Raw genomic sequence first — 19,391 nt, forward strand, 5'->3', positions numbered from 1 at the left:
GTTCGGATTTGAGTGCCGGTTACTGCACCGTGATGTCGGGCAGCACTTCGAAGTTCAGCTTCTGGCCGGCTGGCCGCCCGGAGCTGCCGCCTTGGGCACCGTCGGGCCCACCTTGCGGCGCGATCGGTTGCTGCTCCCCGCCGGCACCGCGCATGCCCCACGGCGCCTGTTGCGCCCGGCGTGCCGCTTCGGCCTGCCGTTCGGCTTCAGCCTTTCGCTCAGCCGCGGCGCGCGCTTCCAGTTCGGCTTTGACGCGGGCTGCTTCCGCAGCCCCGGCGGCACGCCGGCGTTCTTCGGCAACGGCCCGTCGCCGTTCGAGGTCACGTGCTTCCGCCTTCGCCTTGTAAAGTGCCACTTCACGGCGCAGCCGCTGTTTCTCCAGCACGTTCGCCTGCAGGATCTCGACCCGCCGGCGCTCGCGCTCGAAGGCGCGCAGCGACAGGAAATTGGCCAGATCGGCGACGTCGAGGCTGACGCCCGGCGCCTCGATGAGGCCGGCATAGCCGATCCGCACGCGCGGTTCGGCCCCGGCAAGCGCCTCCTCGCCGGGGCGGAAGGTCAGGTCGATGCCGCCATCGATCCGGCCGGCCGCAAGGTCGAGCGCGGCTCCGCCCATGAAGGCGGCATTACCATCTCCGGCCGTGACGTTCTGCACCCTCAGCACGCCGCCGGCGATGCTGAAGGGAGCCTTGACGACGCCGACCACGGATTGACCGGAGAACACGGCCGCTTCCGCCGCGCTGCGGATGCTATCCGCGGAAATCTGCGTCTTCTGGCCATCGGCGGCGGCAATCAATGGCGGAAGAGCGGCACTGTTGATGCCGTTCAACGTCAGGCCGTTGAAGGTTGCCGTACCGGAGCCGCTGGCCGAATGCGCCATCGCCTCCGCTGTCGCGCCCGATGCTTCCAGCGCGACGGAGAGATCGAACGTCCCGGTCGCCACCGGGGCTTCAGAATGGGTCCAACCCGCCTGCGCGAGGTCGCCGCCCTTGACGTCCAGGCGCGAGCGCAGGAAGCCGGAGCCGTTGGCGTTCCCGACCTGCACGCGCCCGGCGAGCTTGCCGCCCAGCCAGTCGCCGGTGGCATCGGTCAGGGAAATCTCGTCGCCCTTCCATTCCATCTTGCCGGCAAAGCTGGTGACCGCGCCATAGACGCCCGGCCAGAATTTTCCCGCCTGTACGTCAAGTGCGACGTTGAGCCCGGTCCAGGCCGGCTGCGCCAGGGCGCTCTTCGAGAACGCGCCGTTCGCATCCTCGACCGGGCCCAGGATGCCCTCGCCCAGCCAGGCGAGGTCGAGCGTGTCGACGGTGAGCTGACCGGTCGCAGCACCAGGTGTCTTGCGGTCCACCGTCAAGGTGCCGGTAAAGCCGTTGTTGTCCGCCTTGCCCTCGACCGCCGTCAGCGCGATCGCCTCCGGACTTGCCGCGACATCGGCCGAGATCGTCAGCGGCAGACCGCTGCCCATCTGCGGCAGCGCCACGCCCTGCAGGAGCAGATAGGGCTCGATGTCCTGGGTCTGGAGCGTGATCTTCGCCTGGCCTTCGAGAAAGTGGTCGCGTGAAAGATCGACATTGCCCTTGGCAGCCAGCGACGACTTCTCGGTGGTGAAGGTCACCGTGCCGTTCGCCTTCGAACCATCGGTGCTTTGCAGCTTGACCGAGAGAATGCCGTTGGCGTCCGCATCGAAGGGCAAGGGATCGAAACCGGTCTGACCGAGAAGCAGGCGGGTTTCAGGATTTTCGAGCGTCGCTTCCAGCAGGATCGCCTTGCCGGTCAGCGCCTGCGCCATGTCCGGCGCCTGGTAGCTGGCGGCGATCTTGGTGCCGTTCGCCGTGCCGAATATGCCGAAAGTCGCCGGCGCATTGCCTTCCTTGTTACCGGCCGTCAGCGTCACGTCGAAAGCCGCGTCGCTGTAATAGGGTCCAGCCTTGATCAGCTGCCTGAGCGCCGGATGGTTGACCGCGTGCCGGCCGACCATTTCCAGGAACGGCGCCAGGTTCTTGGCGGCGAGTTTCATCTTGGCCGAGACGACAGGCTTTTCCAGATCGCCGCTGGCCCGGCCGGAGAAAGCGAGCTGGGCGCCGGCGAGCGAGCCGATCGCCACGCGCTCGGCCTGGAGCTGGCCGTTCTTCAGCGTCAGCACCGCCTGCACGTCCTTGGCCTCTTCACCGAAGGCGGAGAACTCGTCGGCCGAAAGGTCGGCAGCGATGGCGTGTTGCAGCAGCGTATCGGTGGAGGCGTCGCCCGCCACCAGTCCGGTCAGCGCCTGAAGCGCCTCGAAATCGATGCGGTTGCCCTTGAGCTGCAGCGAGAGGTTCGGCTGCTGCTCGGCAAAGGACTGCCTTTCGAGACGTCCCTTGAGGCTCGCTTCACCGGCCGCCAGTTCGAGGTTTTCGAACTGCTGCAGCGTATCGGTGAGGTTCACCTTGGCCGAAAAGCCGGCGGTCTTCAGCTTGCGGATTGCCGGATCGACCGAGCCTGCCAGCCAGTTCGCAAGACCGGATGGCTGGTTGGAGGCAAGCAGCAGGTCGCCGCGGAAGCTGCGCTGCCCCTTGAGGTTCAACCGCCCCTTGGCCTCGAGCTGCGTGCGCCCCGGCAGCAGAGCGACGACGTTGTCGATCACCCAGCCGGCACCATCGGGCTGGACGTCAATGCGCACGTCGCGAACCGTCGTGTCACCGACGACGATCGCCGGCAGCTTCAGGCTGGCGCGGCCCGGCACCTGCGGGATGGGAATCTCGGCCGCAATCGTCAGCATCGCCTCCAGCCGCTGGCGCATGGAGATCGCCGGGTCACGGCCGGTCTTGGCGTTGCGATTGGGGCCGATCCGGCTGACGTCGATCTGCTGGCCGTCGGCGATCAGCAGGAACTTCTGATCCTTGCCGGTATCGAGCGTCGCCTCGCCGGTGACCACATAGGGATCATCCGTCGAACCGACCTCGAAGCGATAGTCCGGGACGCGGATGCTTTCGTTGGTGAGCTGGAAGTCACCATTGATGCGCAATGGCGCCCGGTCGTCATCCTTGTCCTCGCCCTGCCGGTTTTCCGTCAGGGTGAAGCGGCCGCTGTAGACCGGCTTGAAATCGACGATCTTCAATGCGCCGTCGGTCTCGACGCCGAAGGGGCGCTTGTCGGGCGTTACGCGCGCCTTGAGGCTGAGCGCACCGGCTGCGTCCACTTCGTTGCTGGTAAGGGAGAAGCTGCCGGCTTCGCCGTCGAGCGCCGCGCGCCCCTCCACTTTCCAGGGACCGGCGAGCGAACGGGCGGAAACATCGGCGGCAAGCCCGCTGACACGGCGAGTGCGGCCGGTCTGCTCGTCGATGAACTCGATCTGGCCATTGGTGATCTCGACGTTTTCAAGCACGACGGTCTTGGCCGGGATCGAAGTGCGGCGACCGCGCGCCCAGTCGAGCGTGCCGTCAGGCAGCAGCCGCACCTTGGCCTTCGGCCGGTCCAGCCGCATGTCGAAGATCAGCGCCTCGCCGCTCAGGAACGGCGCCAGTTCCGCGCTCATGGAAAACTGCGCCACCTGAATCAGCGGCTCACCGTCTTCGCTGGCGCCGACGCGCACATCATTAAGCGTCACGGTGGGGAACGGGATCAGCCGCGCATCGACGCTGCCATGCACGACCACCGGCTTGCCCATGATGCGGCTCGCCTCGCGCTCGAACTCCTTGCGAAAATCCGTCCAGTCAATGAACCACGGGGCGATCAGCGCCGCGAAGAGCGCAACGACCACAAGTCCACCGACGGCAAGCAGAATTCGCGAAAGCACCGTGCCTACATTCCCATTCAGTTCATCGGCGCGTTTACGCGCCGCACGTCACTTGAGCGCCAGTGGCTCGCGCCCTGGCACCCTGATTTGCCGCATAATTCGTTCGGGGTCGATTCCGACTTCGGAACTATGCAGTACCACACTTTGGCGCCGGCGCATTGCCCGAAAAATTGGGCCAAAACCTGACGCCCTCGCGCGGGGGGCCGCCTCAGGCGAAGATCTTGCCCGGATTGAAGATATTGTCCGGATCAAGCGAACGCTTGACCTGCCGCATCAGGTCCAGCGCGTCGCCGAGCTCGGCCTCGAGAAACGGCATCTTTCCCTGGCCGATGCCGTGCTCGCCGGTACAGGTTCCATCCATTTCGAGCGCCCGGGCATTCAGCCGCTCGACGAAAGCCTCGGCCCGCGCCACATCGGCCGCGTCCGTGTCGTCAAACAGCAGGCCGACGTGGAAGTTCCCGTCGCCCGCATGCCCGACGATCGGCGCGGTCAGTCCGTGGGCGGCGCTGTCTTCTTGCGTCGCCACGACGCAATCGGCGAGCCGCGAGATCGGCACGCAGACGTCGGTCGACAGGATAGCGGCGCCCGGGATCAGGCTCTTCTGCGCCCAATAGGCATTGTGCCTGGCCTTCCAGAGCCGCGCCCGCTCCTCCGGATTGGTCGTCCACTGGAAGCCGGTCGAGCCGAACTCCGACGCGATCTCGCCGAACTGGCGCGATTGCAGCTCGACGCTTTCGGCGCTGCCGTGAAACTCGACGAAGAGCGTCGGCGTTTCGGCGTAGGAGAGGCCGGAATAGCCGTTGCAGGCCTTCATCTGCAGCGCATCGAGAAGCTCGATGCGCGCCACCGGAATGCCGGACTGGATGGTGAGGATCACCGCGTTGCAGGCGTCTTCGATCGTCGGGAACGGGCAGACGCCGCCGGAAATCACCTCCGGGATACCCTGCAGCCGGAGCGTGATCGAGGTGATGATGCCGAGCGTGCCTTCCGCGCCGACGAAAAGCCGCGTCAGGTCGTAGCCCGCCGAAGACTTGCGCGCCCGGTGGGCGGTGCGGATCTCGCGCCCATCGGCCGTCACCACCGTCAGCGCCAGTACATTGTCCTTCATCGTGCCGTAGCGCACCGCATTGGTGCCCGAAGCCCGCGTCGAGGCCATGCCGCCGATCGAGGCATTGGCGCCGGGGTCGATCGGGAAGAAGAGGCCGGTGTCGCGCAGATAGGTATTGAGCTCCTCGCGGGTGATGCCCGGCTCGACCCGGCAGTCGAGATCCTCGGCATTGACCTCCAGCACCCTGTTCATGCGGGCAAGATCGACCGAGATGCCGCCATGCGGCGCATTGATATGGCCCTCGAGCGACGACCCGGTGCCGAAGGGGATCAGCGGCGCCTTGTGCCGGGCGGCGATCCGAACGATCTCGCGCACGTCTTCAGCACTTTCGGCAAACACCACCGCATCGGGAAGCTGCGCCGGAATGTAGGTGGTGGTGTGGGCATGCTGGGCGCGGATCGCCTCGCCCGTCTGGAACCGGTCGCCGAAGCGGTCGGCCAATTCCTGCTTTGCCGCCGTAATGCCGGCCTCGTTCCTCACGCCAGCTCTGATCGCCTTCAATGCCACGGAAAACGCCCTTCCTGTTGCATGCACGGCACTCCCGAAGCGATGCTTTGGAAGCGCAGTCATTTCAAGGCGCTACTGTGCAAATCGGATTCACTTTGTCCAGACGCTCGCGCTCTTGACTGCCAGGCTAACGCAGGAAAACGCCTGACGTGAGACCGGAGTGTCACAAGACCGTATCAGAGCGGGGAAAATAGCAAATTTTTCAGCGCGGCAGACCTCAAAAGCGATTCGATTTCAAGGCGCTGCCAGCGAAATCGGAATCAGTTTCAAGGGATCCGGGTCCACCTATGAGGGCGAGAGCGCAGAAAACACCTGCTCAAATTGCCGGCGTTGGATTATCATGTTGGCGTGAAGGGAGAGAGGCAATGCTGGGTCTCACCGCTTTGCTCACCGCGTCGATCTTTTTCGGCGCCGCCATCTACATCAATCTCGCCGAACAGCCCGCAAGGCTCCATCTCGACGATCGCGCCGCATTGGCGCAATGGGTTCCTTCCTACCGCCGCGCCTTCGAGATGCAGGCAACACTTGCCCTTGTCTCCGGCCTGCTCGGCGCCGCCGCCTGGGGAAGGACCGGCCATGTGCTTTGGGGCATGGGTGCCGCAATCATCATCCTGAACTGGCCCTATACGCTGTTCTTCGTGATGCCGGTCAATCGCAAGCTGGAGGCAACGCGGCCGGAGGAGACCGGCGAGGAAAGCCGCAGCCTGCTCAAGCGCTGGGGCAGGCTCCATGCCGGGCGAACCGCACTTGGCGGCCTGGCGGCAACGATCTTTCTCATTGCCGCCGCGCTCGAACTGTAGCGCAGAGCGGACCCCAGCTGCCGACTCAGTGCGCCTCCAGCGCCGCTGCCGCTTCCATTTCCTCGTGCAGCTTCCGCTCCTCGTCCGCATGCGGCTTGGTGAAGCGGGCAATGACGAGATAGGCGACCGGCGTCAGATAGAGCGTGACGATCACCGCCAGCCCGAGACCGCCGACCAGCACCCAGCCGAGCGCGATGCGCGCTTCGGCACCCGCGCCGCTCGCCAGCACCAGCGGCACCGCGCCGACGATGGTGGCGATCATCGTCATCATCACGGGGCGGAGGCGAATATTGGCGGCGTTCTCGATTGCCGAACGCACGTCCTGGCCGCGATCGCGCAACTGGTTGGCAAATTCGACGATCAGGATGCCGTTCTTCGCCATGATGCCGACGAGCATGACCAGACCGATCTGGCTGTAGATGTTAAGCGTGTTACCGGTCATGATCATGGCGAAGACCGCGCAGGCGAGCCCCAGCGGCACCGTCGACATGATGATGAGGCCGCTGACGAAGCTCTCGAACTGGGCGGCCAGCACCAGGAAGATGATGACGAGGGCGAAGCCGAAGGTGACGAAGAGGCCATTGGCGTTCTCGTTGAGCGTCGCCGCTTCCGCGAGCGGCATGATGCGCGACCCCGGCGGCAAGAGCGGCTCGGCCATCTGCTCGACCATGGTCAGCGCTTCGCCGAGCGCCAGGTCCGATTTGAGGCCGGCAGACAGCGATACCGCGCGAAGCTGCGATTCCCGCGAAAGCTGCGGCGCCACCGCCATCTCCTCGACGCTGGCGATCGTCGACATCGGCACGATCTTGCCGTCTCCGGCCTTGAGGAAGATGTTCTGCAGATCCGTCGGGTCGTTGACCGGATTGGTCGAGGATAAGAGCTTCACCGGATAGGATTCGCCATCGACATAGACGTCGACGACACTGTTTCCGTCGAGCATCGCCTGCAGCGCCCAGGCTAGACCACCGATGTCGACACCCATGTCGGAGGCCCGTTCGCGGTCGATGGTGATCGAGAGCTGCGCCTGGTTGGCCTCGTAATTGAGGCGAACGTTTTCGAAGCGGCCGCTGTCCTCCATCTGGCGCACCAGTTTCGCCGCCGCGTCGCCGAGCTTGTTGTAGTCGTTGCCGACCAGCGCCACCTGCAGGCCGCTGCCGGCGCCGCGGATGCCGAGACTGTTCGGCTGCATGGCAAAGACGCGGACCGAGGGGATGCGGGCCGTCACCTTGTTGATGTCGGCGACGATCTCCTGCTGGGTGCGGTCACGCTTTTCCCAGGAGGCGAGCGTCAGCACCATGAAGCCGCTGTTCACCGAGCCGCCCTGGCCCGAGATCGAGAAGATGTTGTCGATCTCGCCGGACTTGACCAGCGGCTGCAGGCCGTCCTCGATGCGGCGCATCTGGGATTGGGCGTATTCGAGCGAAACGCCCTGCGGCGCGTTGATCCGCATCATCACCTGCGAGCGGTCCTCGCTCGGCGTCAGTTCCGATTTCAGCGTCAGGAAGCCGGCCGCACCCATGGCGGTGAAGAAGGCGGCGACGACGAAGACAATCACCGGCGAGTTGAGGCAGGCGCGAAGCGTCACCCGGTAGAAGCCGGCGGCGCGTGCCCCGAACCGCGCCATCGGCCCCGGCACCGTATGCGTTTCCTTCGTCAGCATGCGCGAGGCAAGCATCGGGCAGAGCGTCAGCGACACGAAAGACGATAACAGGATCGAGAAGGCAAGCACGAAGCCGAACTCGCGGAAGAGACCGCCCGTCTGCCCCGGCAGGAAGGAGAGCGGCACGAAGACGGCGGCAAGCGTCGCCGTCGTCGCCAGCACCGCGAAGAACACCTCGAGCGTGCCATGCACGGCAGCCGCACGCGGGCCGAGCCCTTCGGCGCGCCGCCGCACGATATTTTCGAGCACCACGATCGCATCGTCGACGACAAGCCCGGTTGCCAGCACGATCGCCAGCAGCGTCAGGATATTGATCGAGAAGCCGGCGAGATAGATCGCTGCCACCGTGCCGATCAGCGCGATCGGCATGCTGATGGTCGGGATCAGCGTCGCCCGCCAGTCGAGCAGGAACAGGTAGATGACCAGCGTCACGATGAAGACCGCGACGACCAGCGCAATCTCCACCTCGTGGATGGCGCCGTTGATGAAGACCGCGTCGTCGCTGGTAATCCGAAGCTGCGTGCCCTCGGGCAGGATCTCACTCTGGATCGTATCGACGACCTTGCGAACGCCCTCGGAGATATCGACCGTATTCGATTGCGCCTGGCGGACGATGCCGAGGCCGATGCCCTGGCGGCCGTTGGAGCGCAGCGCCGTCGTGCCCGTATCCGGACCGAGCGTCACGGTGGCGACGTCGCGCAGCCGCACGTTGTTGACGAGGATCAGGTTCTCGAACTGCTCCGGCGTCTGCAGGTCGGCGGTGGCGCGAACCGAGATGTCCTGGCTGGCGCTGGTCAGCTTGCCGGCCGGCACGTCGTAGGAGGCGTTTGCCAGCGCCGTGCGCAGGTTTGCCACCGTCACCCCGCGCCCGGCGAGCTTCGCCTGGTCGAGGTCGATGCGGAAGATCTTCTCCTGGTCGCCATAGACCGCGACGTCGGCAACGCCTTCCACCGCTGCCAGCCGGTCGCTGATCTCGTTTTCGACGAGCAGCGTCATGTCTTCCATGCTCATCGTGTCGGAGGTCAGCGCCAGCCGCATGATCGGCTGGCTGTCGGCATCGGCCTTCACGATGCTCGGTTCGTCGACATTGTCGGGCAACTGGTTGCGCACCCGGCCGAGCGCATCGCGGATGTCGTTCGAGGCCTGTCCGATGTCGGTCGTGTCGGAGAATTGCAGCGTCACGCGGCTGCGGCCGAAGGTCGACGTCGAGGAGATGTCGCGAATGCCCTGCACGCGCGAGACGGCACCTTCGACAACGGAGGTCACTTCGCGGTCCATCGTCTCCGGTGCCGCGCCATCGAGCGTCGTGGTCACCGAGATCACCGGCTGGTCGACCTGCGGCAGTTCGCGGATCTCGATGCCGTTCCAGGCGGCAAGGCCGGCCACGACGATCAGGGTATTCACCACCAGCGCGAAGATCGGCCGGCGGATGAAGAGTGCGGTAAAGCCGGTCTTGCCGCGCTCGCGGGCGGACGCTTTGCTGTGCCCTTCCCCGCCGCTCACTTGGTTTCCTCCGCAACCTTCTGGGCGGCATCCTGCTTGCGCTCACGGCCGGCGATGCGGACTTCGCCGCCGTTGCGCAGGCGCTGCACGCCTTCGGTCACGATCTCGTCGCCTTCGGAAAGTGCGGCGTCCACCAGCACCTTGTCGGGATTGCGCTGGATGATCTTCACCGGCACCTTCTCGCTCTTATCGCCGACAACGCGCCAGATGTAGGAGCCTTCCGAACTCCACTGGATCGCCAGCGGATCGACCGTCGGATAGGTGTCGCCGTCAAAGGCCATGGTCACGGAGAAGGACATGCCGGCCCGCAGCGTATCCTCGGGGTTTTCGAGCCGTGCGCGCACGCGGAGCGTCCGGCTTGCCTGGTCCAGCCGGTTGTCGATCGCGTGGATCGCGCCGTCGAGCTGATTGCCCGGCTGGGCGATGGCAAAGGCGGTGACCGGCTGGCCGACGGTGATCTTGTTGGCGAAGCGCTCCGGCACCCAGAAATCGACGAGGATCTCCGAGCGATCGTCGACGACGGCGATCGGCGTCGTCGTGGTGACGTAGTCGCCGACATTGACGGTGATGATGCCGACGACGCCCTTGGACGGAGCGACGATATCGCGGCGCTTCAAGTCAAGCTCGGCAGTCTTCAGCGCCAGCTCCGCCGCCTGCAGCGCGATTTCGGCATCCCGCACGTCCACCGCGGTCACCGCCCGCGCGGTGCTGAGGTTGCGGTAGCGTTCCATCTTTTCGCGCGCGCTGTCGCGCGTCAGCCGCGCCTGGTCGGCGGCGATCTTCTGGTCGTCGCTGTCGAGCCGGGCGATCACCTGACCCTCCGCCACCTTTTCGCCCGAGCGCACGAGGATTTCGGTGAGATTGCCGGTCGCCGTCGGCGTGACGCTGACGGAATGGATCGCCTCGCCGTTGCCGATGGCGTTCAGCCGGTCGTTGACGACTGATGTTGCCGAGGGGCGAACCATCACCAGGATCGCGCCGCCGCCCTGGCCACGACCGCCATTGCGTTCGCCGCCCTGGCCGCCGCCGGTCGTGGGTTTCGACAGGGCATCGATCAGCGGGTGAGAAACGCCGATGGCGGCGAGCGTTTCACCTGCGCCGGGCACGAACCGCACCCAGGCGGTCACGCCCACGAGAAGCACAGCGGCGCTCACCGCAAGCTGTTTCCAAACCCGCATTCAAATCTCCAGATAAAGCAAAAAACACGCCCCAGCGCGGCACGGCCGGCGGTTCGTTCCGATTGCGCGGAGTATCCCTGTTCGCGCGCGTCGGGGCAATGACGGAATGGCATCATTACGCAATTGTAATAAAAGCGAATTTGGTGGCGGCATGATGACGCGCGGCGCAGTGGCCCCACGGTCCCCGCCGCCAATCGCGATTTCCTGCACGAGCCGGCATTTACAGCGACTTCGGACGCGCTATCCTGCAACCGCCGGCCGCTTTCTTCGAGCGATTTCGCCGTCTGGTTTTTTCAGTTTCTTGAAGGGGAGCAAGAAAGATGTGTGATGCCTGTGTGATGGAAACGGTGAAGGAGCGCATGCTCTCGCGCCGCAGCTTCTTCAAAGCCGCTGCCGTTGGAACCGCCGGCCTCGCCGCGGCGAGCACCGGTCTCGCGCCCCCGGCCCTGGCTCAGGGGCACACAAGCGTCACCGATCTCACCCACGAACTGCACGAGGATTTTCCGACCTTCTTCGGTCAGCAGCAGTTCTTCCGCGAACAGAAGTTCAACTACGCCAAGGACAAGTTCAACCTGTTCGAACTGCGGGTGAACGAACACACGGGCACCCATGTCGACGCGCCGCTGCACTTTTCCGCCGACGGCCTTTCGGTCGCCGAACTGCCGGTGGAAAAGCTCGTCGTGCCGCTTTGCATCGTCGACATCCGCGAAAAGGCATCTGGTGATGCAGACGCGCAGGTGACGCCCGACGATCTCAAGACCTGGATCGCCGCCAATGGCGAGATCCCGGAAAACGCCTGCGTCGCCATGCTCTCGGGCTGGAGCGCGCATATGGGCACGGAGAAATTCCGCAACGCCGACGGCAGCGGCAAGCTGCATTTTCCCGGCTTTCACGTCGAGGCTGCGAAATATCTCATCGAAGAGAGCAAGGCCGCCGGCATCGCCGTCGATACGCTTTCGCTGGACCACGGCCCCTCGCCCGATTTCGCCACGCATTATGCCTGGCTGCCCGAGGGCCGCTGGGGCCTCGAAGCCGCCGCCAATCTCGACAAGCTGCCGGTGAAGGGCGCGACGCTCATCCTCGGTGCGCCGAAGCACCGCGGCGGCACCGGCGGCCCGGCGCGCGTCTTTGCCCTTGCCTGATCCCCATTCTTCAATCCGACGGTGCAAGGCCGCCGGCAACACCACGCAGGGAAGCCCATGAGTACCGTTGCCCCGCCGAAGGACCCGGAAGCGAACCCACGCGTCAAGGCCGTGTTCGACGATATCCGCGCCACGCGCAAATCCGATTTCATCAACAATATGTGGCTGTGGCTCGCCTTCGACCCGGATCTGCTGGAGCAGACCTGGCGCGACGTCAAGGCGGTGATGGCCACGCCTTCTGCCCTCGATCCGCTGGTAAAGGAGATGCTCTATATCGCCGTTTCCGTCACCAATGGCTGCGGCTACTGCGCCCATTCCCACACGGCGGCGGCAAGGGCGAAGGGCATGAACGATGCCGAGCATGCGGACCTGCTCCGGGTGATCTCGCTTGCCGCCCGCACCAACCAGCTTGCCACCGCGCTGCAGGTGCCGGTCGATGCCGTCTTCGACAAAACGGCTGAATAAGCATGTCGCGCAAAAGTGTGCAGCGGTCTTGCGATAACGACATGCGAGAAACGAACCAGCGTCCAAGAATAAGCGGTCTCGAAATCGCCTGTCTTTCCACAGGCTTGGTGCGGCTGGCGCAGAAAACGGAATAAAAGAAGAACATCCTTTCTGGCCTTTCCCCACCGAATCACTACATTGAGCCGCATGATGAGTGGTTTCGACGACATTCCTTTCTTCGACGAGGAGCCGGCGCCGCGCAAGCAGCCGCCAGCCACCGGAGGTATCCCGGCCACGGGCGGCATCGCCGCGCGTGCCATGGCGGCGCGCGATCGCGCCCAGCCGCGCCCGGATTATCTCTCAGGCCTCAACCCGGAACAGTCCGAAGCGGTCGAAACGCTCGATGGTCCGGTGCTCGTTCTCGCCGGTGCCGGCACCGGCAAGACCCGCGTGCTGACGACCCGCATCGCCCACATCCTTTCCACCGGCCGCGCCTTCCCCTCGCAGATCCTTGCCGTGACCTTCACCAACAAGGCGGCGCGCGAGATGAAGGAGCGTATCGGCGTGCTCGTCGGCCATGCGGTCGAAGGCATGCCCTGGCTCGGCACCTTCCACTCGATCGGCGTCAAGCTGCTCCGCCGCCACGCCGAGCTCGTTGGCCTGCGCTCCGATTTCACCATTCTCGACACCGACGACGTGGTGCGGCTGATCAAGCAGCTCATCCAGGCCGAAGGCATCGACGACAAGCGCTGGCCGGCCAAGCAGTTTGCCGGCATGATCGACGGCTGGAAGAACAAGGGGCTCGACCCCGCCCAGATCCCCGAGGGTGACGCCCGCGCCTTTGCCAACGGCAAGGGCCGCGAACTCTACGCCGCCTACCAGAACCGGCTGTTGACGCTGAACGCCTGCGACTTCGGCGATCTGCTTTTGCACCCGATCCGCATCTTCCGCATGCATGCGGACGTGCTGAAGGACTATCACGACAAGTTCCGCTACATCCTCGTCGACGAGTATCAGGACACCAATACGGCGCAGTACATGTGGCTGCGGCTCTTGGCGCAGCGGCCGGGCCGCAAGCCGGCCTTCTCCCCTGCGGGGTCCCCCTCATCCGGCCTGTCGGCCACCTTCTCCCCGCAAGACGGGGAGAAGGGACAAGCGGCACGCTCTACGGCCCCCCTCTCCCCGTCAGAACGGGGAGAGGGCCGGGGTGAGGGGCAATCCAGCGTCAACATCTGCTGCGTCGGCGACGACGACCAGTCCATCTATGGCTGGCGCGGCGCCGAGGTGGACAACATCCTGCGCTTCGAGAAGGATTTCCCGGGTGCCAAGGTCATCAAGCTCGAGCGCAACTACCGCTCGACCGAGCATATCCTCGGCGCTGCCGGTCACCTGATCGCCCACAACGAGGGCCGCCTCGGCAAGACGCTCTTTACCGACCGCACCGATCCGGATGACGAGAAGGTGCAGGTGCACGCCGCCTGGGATTCCGAAGAGGAAGCTCGCGCCGTCGGCGAAGAGATCGAGCAGCTCCAGCGCCAGAAGCACAATCTGAACGACATGGCGATCCTGGTGCGCGCCTCGTTCCAGATGCGCGAGTTCGAAGACCGCTTCGTCACCCTCGGCCTCAATTACCGCGTCATCGGCGGTCCGCGCTTCTACGAGCGCCTCGAAATCCGCGATGCCATGGCCTATTTCCGCCTCGTCTGCCAGCCGGCCGACGACCTCGCCTTCGAGCGCATCATCAACACGCCGAAGCGCGGCCTGGGCGATACCACCGTACGCACGCTGCACGACTATGCCCGCGCCCGCGATATTCCCATGCTGGCGGCAGCCTCGGAGATCATCGAGACCGACGAGCTGAAGCCGAAGGCGCGCAAGGCCCTCTTCGATGTCGTCACCGATTTTCGCCGCTGGCAGAGCCTGCTTGAGACGACTGTGCATACCGAGCTTGCCGAGCAGATCCTCGACGAGAGCGGCTACACCGCCATGTGGCAGGCCGACAAGACGGCCGAAGCCCCGGGACGGCTGGAAAACCTGAAGGAACTCATCCGCTCGATGGAAGCCTTCGAGTCGATGCGCGGCTTCCTTGAGCACGTCGCGCTCGTCATGGATGCCGAGCAGAACGAGAACCTCGATGCCGTGTCGATCATGACGCTGCACTCGGCCAAGGGCCTGGAGTTCGACACGGTCTTCCTGCCCGGCTGGGAGGAAGGCCTGTTCCCGCACCAGCGCGCACTCGACGAAGGCGGCCGCGCCGGCCTCGAGGAAGAACGCCGCCTCGCCTATGTCGGCATCACCCGCGCCAAGCACCGCTGCCACATCTGGTTCGTCTCCAACCGCCGCATCCACGGCCTCTGGCAGTCGACCATGCCCTCGCGCTTCCTCGACGAGCTGCCGCTTGCCCATGTCGACGTGGCCGAGAATGAACAGTCCTATGGCGGCTATGGCCGCGGCGGTTACGGCCAGTCGCGCTTCGACAAGGCCGATCCTTTCCAGAACTCCTACGCGACCCCCGGCTGGAAGCGCGCCCAGCAGCACCGCTCCGACGCCACCCGCGACAATTGGGGCACCCGCTCCGGCCACGCGGTCGAGCGCATCGGCTACGGCGAAAGCGGCCCGCGCGGCCGCACCATCGACGGTGAACTGGTGGCCAAATCGACGACCGCCGAACCCTCACGCTTCTCGGTCGGCGACCGCGTCTTCCACATGAAATTCGGCAACGGCAACATCGCCGCGATCGAAGGCAACAAGCTCACCATCGACTTCGACCGCGCCGGCCAGAAGCGCGTGCTGGATGGATTTGTCGAGAAGGTGTGAGGCGGGCTCGGCCAGCGGCATGGCCCTTCATCACGCCAGCCGACCAGCGGGCACCTCAATCTCGGGAGGCAAGGCAGGGGTCGAGCACCACATGCCTTTCGTCCTCGATCCGCATGGCGCCGCGAATTGTGGCCTGTTCGCCCACCTTCAAACCGTTGGCGGAATAGGTAACACACATCACCCGGATACCCGGGTCGGAGCAGATGGCGAGATACCAGAGCACCTGATCCGTCTCGACGAGGGTGAGCGGCCCAGTTGCCCAAAGGTCTACGCGCCCATCAGGTAGTTTGAAATCGCGGAGCGTTTCGGCAAGGTGATCGCAGCTTGCGACCTCGGCCGGCGTCTCCTCCGCCCCGGCAAGGCCGCGCCGTCCGACAACGGTGTCTTCCCCGGCCATCGCAGGCGCAGCCATGGTTCCCGCAAGAAGACCAATCACGAAGAGGGCGCGGGACTTTCTGCGGAGGACCCGATCGCGGCCTGTCGCGCCTGATGAGGTCGCGCTATCTCGCCTTTTTTCGTCCATGGGCAACATCGTCCTTCCTTGCGAAACGCCGGGACGGCGCCTTGTACACTACGAGCGGCGGAAAACTGTCAGACCTGCAGAGGCCCGACAAACGACGAATTCAACGGCGAGGCATGAGAAAAATTTGGACCGGCTTCTTGGGAGCGTGACCACCCAACGGGGCCACTACCTCGCCATGGAGGGTGATCGCTTTCGCCCATCCGAAGCTCTCCCCACGTGCATCGTCATTGATCGCGCAACCGTCGATCTCATGGCGCCGACCTCAGAAGTGCCCTAATAATTGCAGGCACAATTCTCGCGTTTAAACGAAACCTTGTACCGATCTCCCTCGACGCGAAGTGGATGGAGACATGTCCTGGACGAATGCTGTTCGCCGCCTGCTGGAGCTGGGCACCTCAAATGCTGCCGAGGGTGACCGCGAAGGCATTCTCGTCGCGAATGTCGCGGCGTGCGTGATCGTCGTCACCACGACGACGTTCGCATTGATCTATGCTCTCTATGGCGAGCCGAGCCTGGTGCGGCTCGTCTACGCCAATCTCGCTTTGGCGGCGGCCGCTGCACTGACGCCGCTGTTTCATCGCTTCGGGCGTATCGCGTCGGGGCTTTGGGAATTCGGGATCTGCATCGTGATCCTGGTCTGGATCGCCTCCTATGTCGGCCGGGACTCCGGCGTCCTGTTGACCCTGCTCGGCGTGACGCCGGTCGCCTTCGCGATCCTTGGATTTGAGAATATCGCCCTGGTGACGGTCTTGAGCGCCACGGCTACGATCACGGTCATCGCCGCATCCATCGCGTTCCCGGAGGCGCGGTCAGGCGTCTACGACGCCGACGGCTTCCTGCAGCTCCTCTATTCATCCTCGATCGTCACCCTCACGCTCTTGTGCTTCGCCACGATCTATTATGCCTTCCACCTGGCGAGAGAAGCGCAAGGGCGGCTCGCCCGTCTGATGGCATCGATCATGCCGGACGAGATCGTGGCACGCCTCCTCAGAAATGAACGGGAAACGATCATCGACGAATTCGAGCACGCGACCGTGGTCCTGACCGACATCGTCCAGTTCGTGAACCTGTCAAATGGCTTGGGACCGGAAAGGACCGTGAGCCTGCTCAACGAACTCTTCAGCGCGTTCGATCGCCTGGCTGCGAATGTCGGTGTTGAAAAGATCAAGACCATTGGCGACGCCTATCTCGCAGTGGCTGGCGTGCCGAGGCGGCATCCGGCTCCGGAGAAGGCGGCTGCGGCGTTCGGCTTCGGCGCCATCGCCGCGGCCCGCGAGATCGGCGAGCGCTATGGCGTTGTCGTGTCGCTGCGCGCGGGTATGGCGTCGGGATCGGTAACGGCTGGCGTGCTTGGGCGAACGAAATACGCCTATGACGTCTGGGGCGCGCCGGTGAACCTTGCCGCGCGCCTGGAAGCCATCGGCAAGCCCGATTGCATCACGACGACCGAAGAGATCAGGCAGCGATTAAACGGTCATTTCCAGTTCGTCCGCTCCGGCCACGAAGACATCAAGGGTTTCGGCCCGATCGAAATCTGGACCATGCAGTCGCCGAGCCGCGATACCAGCGAGGTCGAAAGCCGGGCGCCGGCGGAAACGTGAAGTGCGAGCGCAGGACCAGTGCCCCCTCAAACCATCTTGCGATACACCAGAAACCCCGACTTCTCCGCCACCTTGTCATAGAGCGCCATCGCCGTCCCATTGGTCTCGTGCGTCTGCCAATAGACCCGCGGCGAACCGGCCGCACGCGCTGCCTCGTAAACCCCCTCGATCAGCGCCCGGCCGACGCCCTTGCCGCGCGCCTCCGCATTGGTGAAGAGGTCCTGCAGGTAGCAGTTCGGCTGGATGGACGTCGTCGTGCGGTGATACAGGTAATGGGTAAGGCCGATCAGCCGCCCCTCGCTTTCGGCCACCAGCGCATGCACAGGCTCATAGGCGTCGAAGAAGCGCGACCAGGTCATGGCGGTAATCGCGGGATCGAGCGCGGTTTCGCCGGAGCGGCCATAAAAGGCGTTGTAGCCGTCCCAGAGCGGCAGCCATTGATCATAGTCGGCTTTGGCAAGCGGGCGGATGCGGAGATTGTCAGTCATTATCGGTCCCATGATCGATTCAACGGAGTGGCACTGCCCATCTAGCGATTGGTCATAGCTGATGTGATTGCCTGAACGTCGGTCATGATCGCATCGCCCATGAAGACGATGTTCTCCATCGAACGTTCGCCCGCCTCGTGGTGCCCCGCCCCGCAGGCGTCGCGCACGACGATGGGCACAAGGCCGAGATCAGTCGCATGGCGCACGGTCGGGTCGATACCGATCTCGGTGGCAATGCCGCAGATCGCAAAGGAGGTGAGCCCGAGATCGCGCAGGATCATGGCGAGCGGCGTGCCCTCGAAGGCCGAGAAGGTGATCTTGTCGAGGATCGCCTCGTCCTCGCGCGGCTGAAGCTCCGGCACGAGTTCGAAACCCGGCGTGCCGCGCAGGAACCAGGGGTGCACCGCATCCGGGTCGTCCGTCCGCTGCCACGCCATCGCCTGTCGCATCTGGAAGGCGCCCATCAGCGGCTTCGGCATCGAGAGGTGTCGCATGAAGATCACCGGAAACCCACCTGCCCGTGCCGCCTCCAGCACCTTCAGCACCCTTTCGGTGATTTCGGCGCCGTTTTTCATCTGCCGGGTGATGCCCACCTGCATGTCGTAGACGACCAGCGCCATGCGCTCCGGACGGCAGAAATCCTCAAGCGTCTTCCCAATCTCCAGCTTCGCGGCCATTGCCTCTCCTCCGGGGCGCCTCCTCCGGCGCCCACTCCGCCAACATCTCGCGCCGGGAATGTGGCGCGAGAGGCCTGCCGTTGCAATACGGCCGAGTGCGCTTCATGCAACTATTTGGATGGGTTGCGGCGATTGCAACAACCGATCCGCCATGACCTCCGGCGGCCGCTTCACCCTTCGTCCTCCCGCCGTGCCTTCTGCATCAACGCGATCACCTCCTCGTCGCTCGTCTGCTCGAAGTCGTGATAGTGCAGGCCGACGGCGCGAAATGCGGAAGGGGTGGCGAGGCAGATGACGCGGTCGACCGACTTGCGGAGATCTGCGAGTTCGCCTTTCGGCGCCACCGGAACGGCAAGGATGAGGCGGCGTGGGTTTGCCCGGCGCAATGCCCTGATCGCCGCGCGCACGGTCCCGCCGGTCGCAATCCCGTCGTCGACGAGGATCACGTCACGATCCCTGGGCGAGATCGGTGCGCGATCGCCGAAGTAGAGCGCGCGGCGCCGCAGGATTTCGGCATGCTGGCGCTCGGTTTCCGCCTCCACGTAGCCCCTTGCCGGACGCACGAGCCGGATCGCCTGGCGGTTGAGGAACAATTCCGGCTCCTCGCCGTCGACCAGCGCGCCGAGCCCGAATTCCGCGTGCCCCGGCGCGCCGATCTTGCGCACGATCAGGACGTCGAGCGGTGCGCCGATGCGCATGGCGATCTCATAGGCGACCGGCACGCCGCCCCGCGGCAGCGCCACCACCAGCGGATCGGTAAGCGTCTCGTCCTCGATCGCCTCGGCGAGTTGCCGTCCGGCATCCGCCCTGTTCTCGAAGAGCCATGTTCCCGTAAACACCTCATCTCTCCCAGGTTCGCCGTCGCCGCGGTTCAATCCGGTCCGCCGGACGCGGAGGATTGGCCCGCAGACACGGAATGATGAAAAGCCCGGTCGGGTTCCGCCCGCCTCCAGCGCTTTCCGCCAGCCCGGCCTCTCCGTCGTTCCCCGCAGCCCGTGCGCCCGCCGAAGGAGATCTTTGCATCCAGCCATCAGGCGCGCATGAAAACCCGGACAATCCGCCATCTCTCGGTTACCCGGGCGCTGATGTGAACAACCGTGCCAATCTAGGCCAATCGGTAAAATTGCATCGGAATTCGCCGGCTTTCGTTAAGGCGCCCTCGCTACCA

Annotated in this window: 13 protein-coding genes; 5 read left to right on the plus strand and 8 right to left on the minus strand. The window is 64.8% G+C overall.

The features are described from left to right. Positions 1 to 19: 19 nt before the first annotated feature. Both QM996_RS10440 and QM996_RS10445 read right to left on the minus strand, forming a co-directional pair. Positions 20 to 3,739 carry an AsmA family protein gene (locus QM996_RS10440; protein ID WP_500270287.1) on the minus strand — a complete coding sequence of 1,240 codons (3,720 nt, stop codon included), beginning with the start codon at positions 3,737 to 3,739 and terminating at the stop codon, positions 20 to 22. 244 nt (positions 3,740 to 3,983) lie between these two features. Beyond that, entirely contained in the window at positions 3,984 to 5,390 is a 1,407-nt protein-coding gene (locus tag QM996_RS10445; RefSeq protein ID WP_500267413.1) for an FAD-binding oxidoreductase, read from the minus strand. 365 nt (positions 5,391 to 5,755) lie between these two features. Between QM996_RS10445 and QM996_RS10450 the strand changes: the two genes are divergently transcribed. Next, complete coding sequence (locus QM996_RS10450) at positions 5,756 to 6,190, plus strand: anthrone oxygenase family protein (RefSeq protein ID WP_500267414.1); 435 nt, start codon at positions 5,756 to 5,758, stop codon at positions 6,188 to 6,190. Positions 6,191 to 6,215: 25 nt separating this feature from the next. Here the strand turns inward: QM996_RS10450 and QM996_RS10455 are convergent, their stop codons facing one another. Beyond that, positions 6,216 to 9,353 (minus strand): efflux RND transporter permease subunit, encoded by a 3,138-nt coding sequence (locus tag QM996_RS10455; RefSeq protein WP_500267415.1) that lies wholly within the window; start codon positions 9,351 to 9,353, stop codon positions 6,216 to 6,218. Continuing rightward, positions 9,350 to 10,531 (minus strand): efflux RND transporter periplasmic adaptor subunit, encoded by a 1,182-nt coding sequence (locus tag QM996_RS10460; protein ID WP_500267416.1) that lies wholly within the window; start codon positions 10,529 to 10,531, stop codon positions 9,350 to 9,352. The genes QM996_RS10455 and QM996_RS10460 overlap by 4 nt, the downstream gene beginning before the upstream one ends. A 320-nt stretch (positions 10,532 to 10,851) precedes the next feature. Here QM996_RS10460 and QM996_RS10465 point away from each other — a divergent pair, with 320 nt between their 5' ends. The 3 genes from QM996_RS10465 to QM996_RS10475 all read left to right on the plus strand — a co-directional run bounded on the left by QM996_RS10465 (position 10,852) and on the right by QM996_RS10475 (position 14,934). Continuing rightward, positions 10,852 to 11,673 carry a cyclase family protein gene (locus QM996_RS10465; RefSeq protein WP_500267417.1) on the plus strand — a complete coding sequence of 274 codons (822 nt, stop codon included), beginning with the start codon at positions 10,852 to 10,854 and terminating at the stop codon, positions 11,671 to 11,673. A 57-nt stretch (positions 11,674 to 11,730) separates the two neighbouring features. Next, complete coding sequence (locus QM996_RS10470; RefSeq protein ID WP_500267418.1) at positions 11,731 to 12,138, plus strand: carboxymuconolactone decarboxylase family protein; 408 nt, start codon at positions 11,731 to 11,733, stop codon at positions 12,136 to 12,138. 186 nt (positions 12,139 to 12,324) lie between these two features. Continuing rightward, the gene (locus tag QM996_RS10475) at positions 12,325 to 14,934 is read left to right on the plus strand and encodes an ATP-dependent helicase (RefSeq protein WP_500270288.1); all 2,610 of its coding nucleotides are present in this window, start codon (positions 12,325 to 12,327) and stop codon (positions 14,932 to 14,934) included. Positions 14,935 to 14,989: 55 nt separating this feature from the next. On the opposite strand, the gene QM996_RS10480 is transcribed toward QM996_RS10475, so the two are convergent. Further along, a complete protein-coding gene (locus tag QM996_RS10480) occupies positions 14,990 to 15,346 on the minus strand; it encodes a hypothetical protein (protein WP_500267419.1) in 357 nt (118 codons plus the stop codon). A 461-nt stretch (positions 15,347 to 15,807) separates the two neighbouring features. Between QM996_RS10480 and QM996_RS10485 the strand changes: the two genes are divergently transcribed. Then, positions 15,808 to 17,058 carry an adenylate/guanylate cyclase domain-containing protein gene (locus QM996_RS10485; RefSeq protein ID WP_500267420.1) on the plus strand — a complete coding sequence of 417 codons (1,251 nt, stop codon included), beginning with the start codon at positions 15,808 to 15,810 and terminating at the stop codon, positions 17,056 to 17,058. 26 nt (positions 17,059 to 17,084) lie between these two features. Here the strand turns inward: QM996_RS10485 and QM996_RS10490 are convergent, their stop codons facing one another. The 3 genes from QM996_RS10490 to QM996_RS10500 all read right to left on the minus strand — a co-directional run bounded on the left by QM996_RS10490 (position 17,085) and on the right by QM996_RS10500 (position 19,062). Beyond that, entirely contained in the window at positions 17,085 to 17,546 is a 462-nt protein-coding gene (locus QM996_RS10490; protein ID WP_500267421.1) for a GNAT family N-acetyltransferase, read from the minus strand. A 41-nt stretch (positions 17,547 to 17,587) separates the two neighbouring features. Continuing rightward, positions 17,588 to 18,223, minus strand: coding sequence for a cysteine hydrolase family protein (locus QM996_RS10495; RefSeq protein ID WP_500267422.1), 636 nt, complete (start codon positions 18,221 to 18,223; stop codon positions 17,588 to 17,590). Positions 18,224 to 18,393: 170 nt separating this feature from the next. Continuing rightward, positions 18,394 to 19,062: a phosphoribosyltransferase gene (locus tag QM996_RS10500; RefSeq protein ID WP_500267423.1), complete on the minus strand. Its 669-nt coding sequence runs from the start codon at positions 19,060 to 19,062 to the stop codon at positions 18,394 to 18,396. Positions 19,063 to 19,391: the final 329 nt, after the last annotated feature.

The sequence above is a fragment of the Sinorhizobium chiapasense genome, assembly GCF_045277575.1.
Classification (GTDB): Bacteria; Pseudomonadota; Alphaproteobacteria; order Rhizobiales; family Rhizobiaceae; genus Ensifer; species Ensifer chiapasense_A.

What these genes read in the sequence shown, in the direction of transcription:
- QM996_RS10450 (WP_500267414.1), top strand. Translation starts at nt 5,756, where the DNA reads ATGCTGGGTCTCACCGCTTTGCTCACCGCGTCGATCTTTTTCGGCGCC.
- QM996_RS10460 (WP_500267416.1), bottom strand. Translation starts at nt 10,531, where the DNA reads ATGCGGGTTTGGAAACAGCTTGCGGTGAGCGCCGCTGTGCTTCTCGTG.
- QM996_RS10465 (WP_500267417.1), top strand. Translation starts at nt 10,852, where the DNA reads ATGTGTGATGCCTGTGTGATGGAAACGGTGAAGGAGCGCATGCTCTCG.
- QM996_RS10470 (WP_500267418.1), top strand. Translation starts at nt 11,731, where the DNA reads ATGAGTACCGTTGCCCCGCCGAAGGACCCGGAAGCGAACCCACGCGTC.
- QM996_RS10475 (WP_500270288.1), top strand. Translation starts at nt 12,325, where the DNA reads ATGATGAGTGGTTTCGACGACATTCCTTTCTTCGACGAGGAGCCGGCG.
- QM996_RS10480 (WP_500267419.1), bottom strand. Translation starts at nt 15,346, where the DNA reads ATGGCTGCGCCTGCGATGGCCGGGGAAGACACCGTTGTCGGACGGCGC.
- QM996_RS10485 (WP_500267420.1), top strand. Translation starts at nt 15,808, where the DNA reads ATGTCCTGGACGAATGCTGTTCGCCGCCTGCTGGAGCTGGGCACCTCA.
- QM996_RS10490 (WP_500267421.1), bottom strand. Translation starts at nt 17,546, where the DNA reads ATGACTGACAATCTCCGCATCCGCCCGCTTGCCAAAGCCGACTATGAT.
- QM996_RS10495 (WP_500267422.1), bottom strand. Translation starts at nt 18,223, where the DNA reads ATGGCCGCGAAGCTGGAGATTGGGAAGACGCTTGAGGATTTCTGCCGT.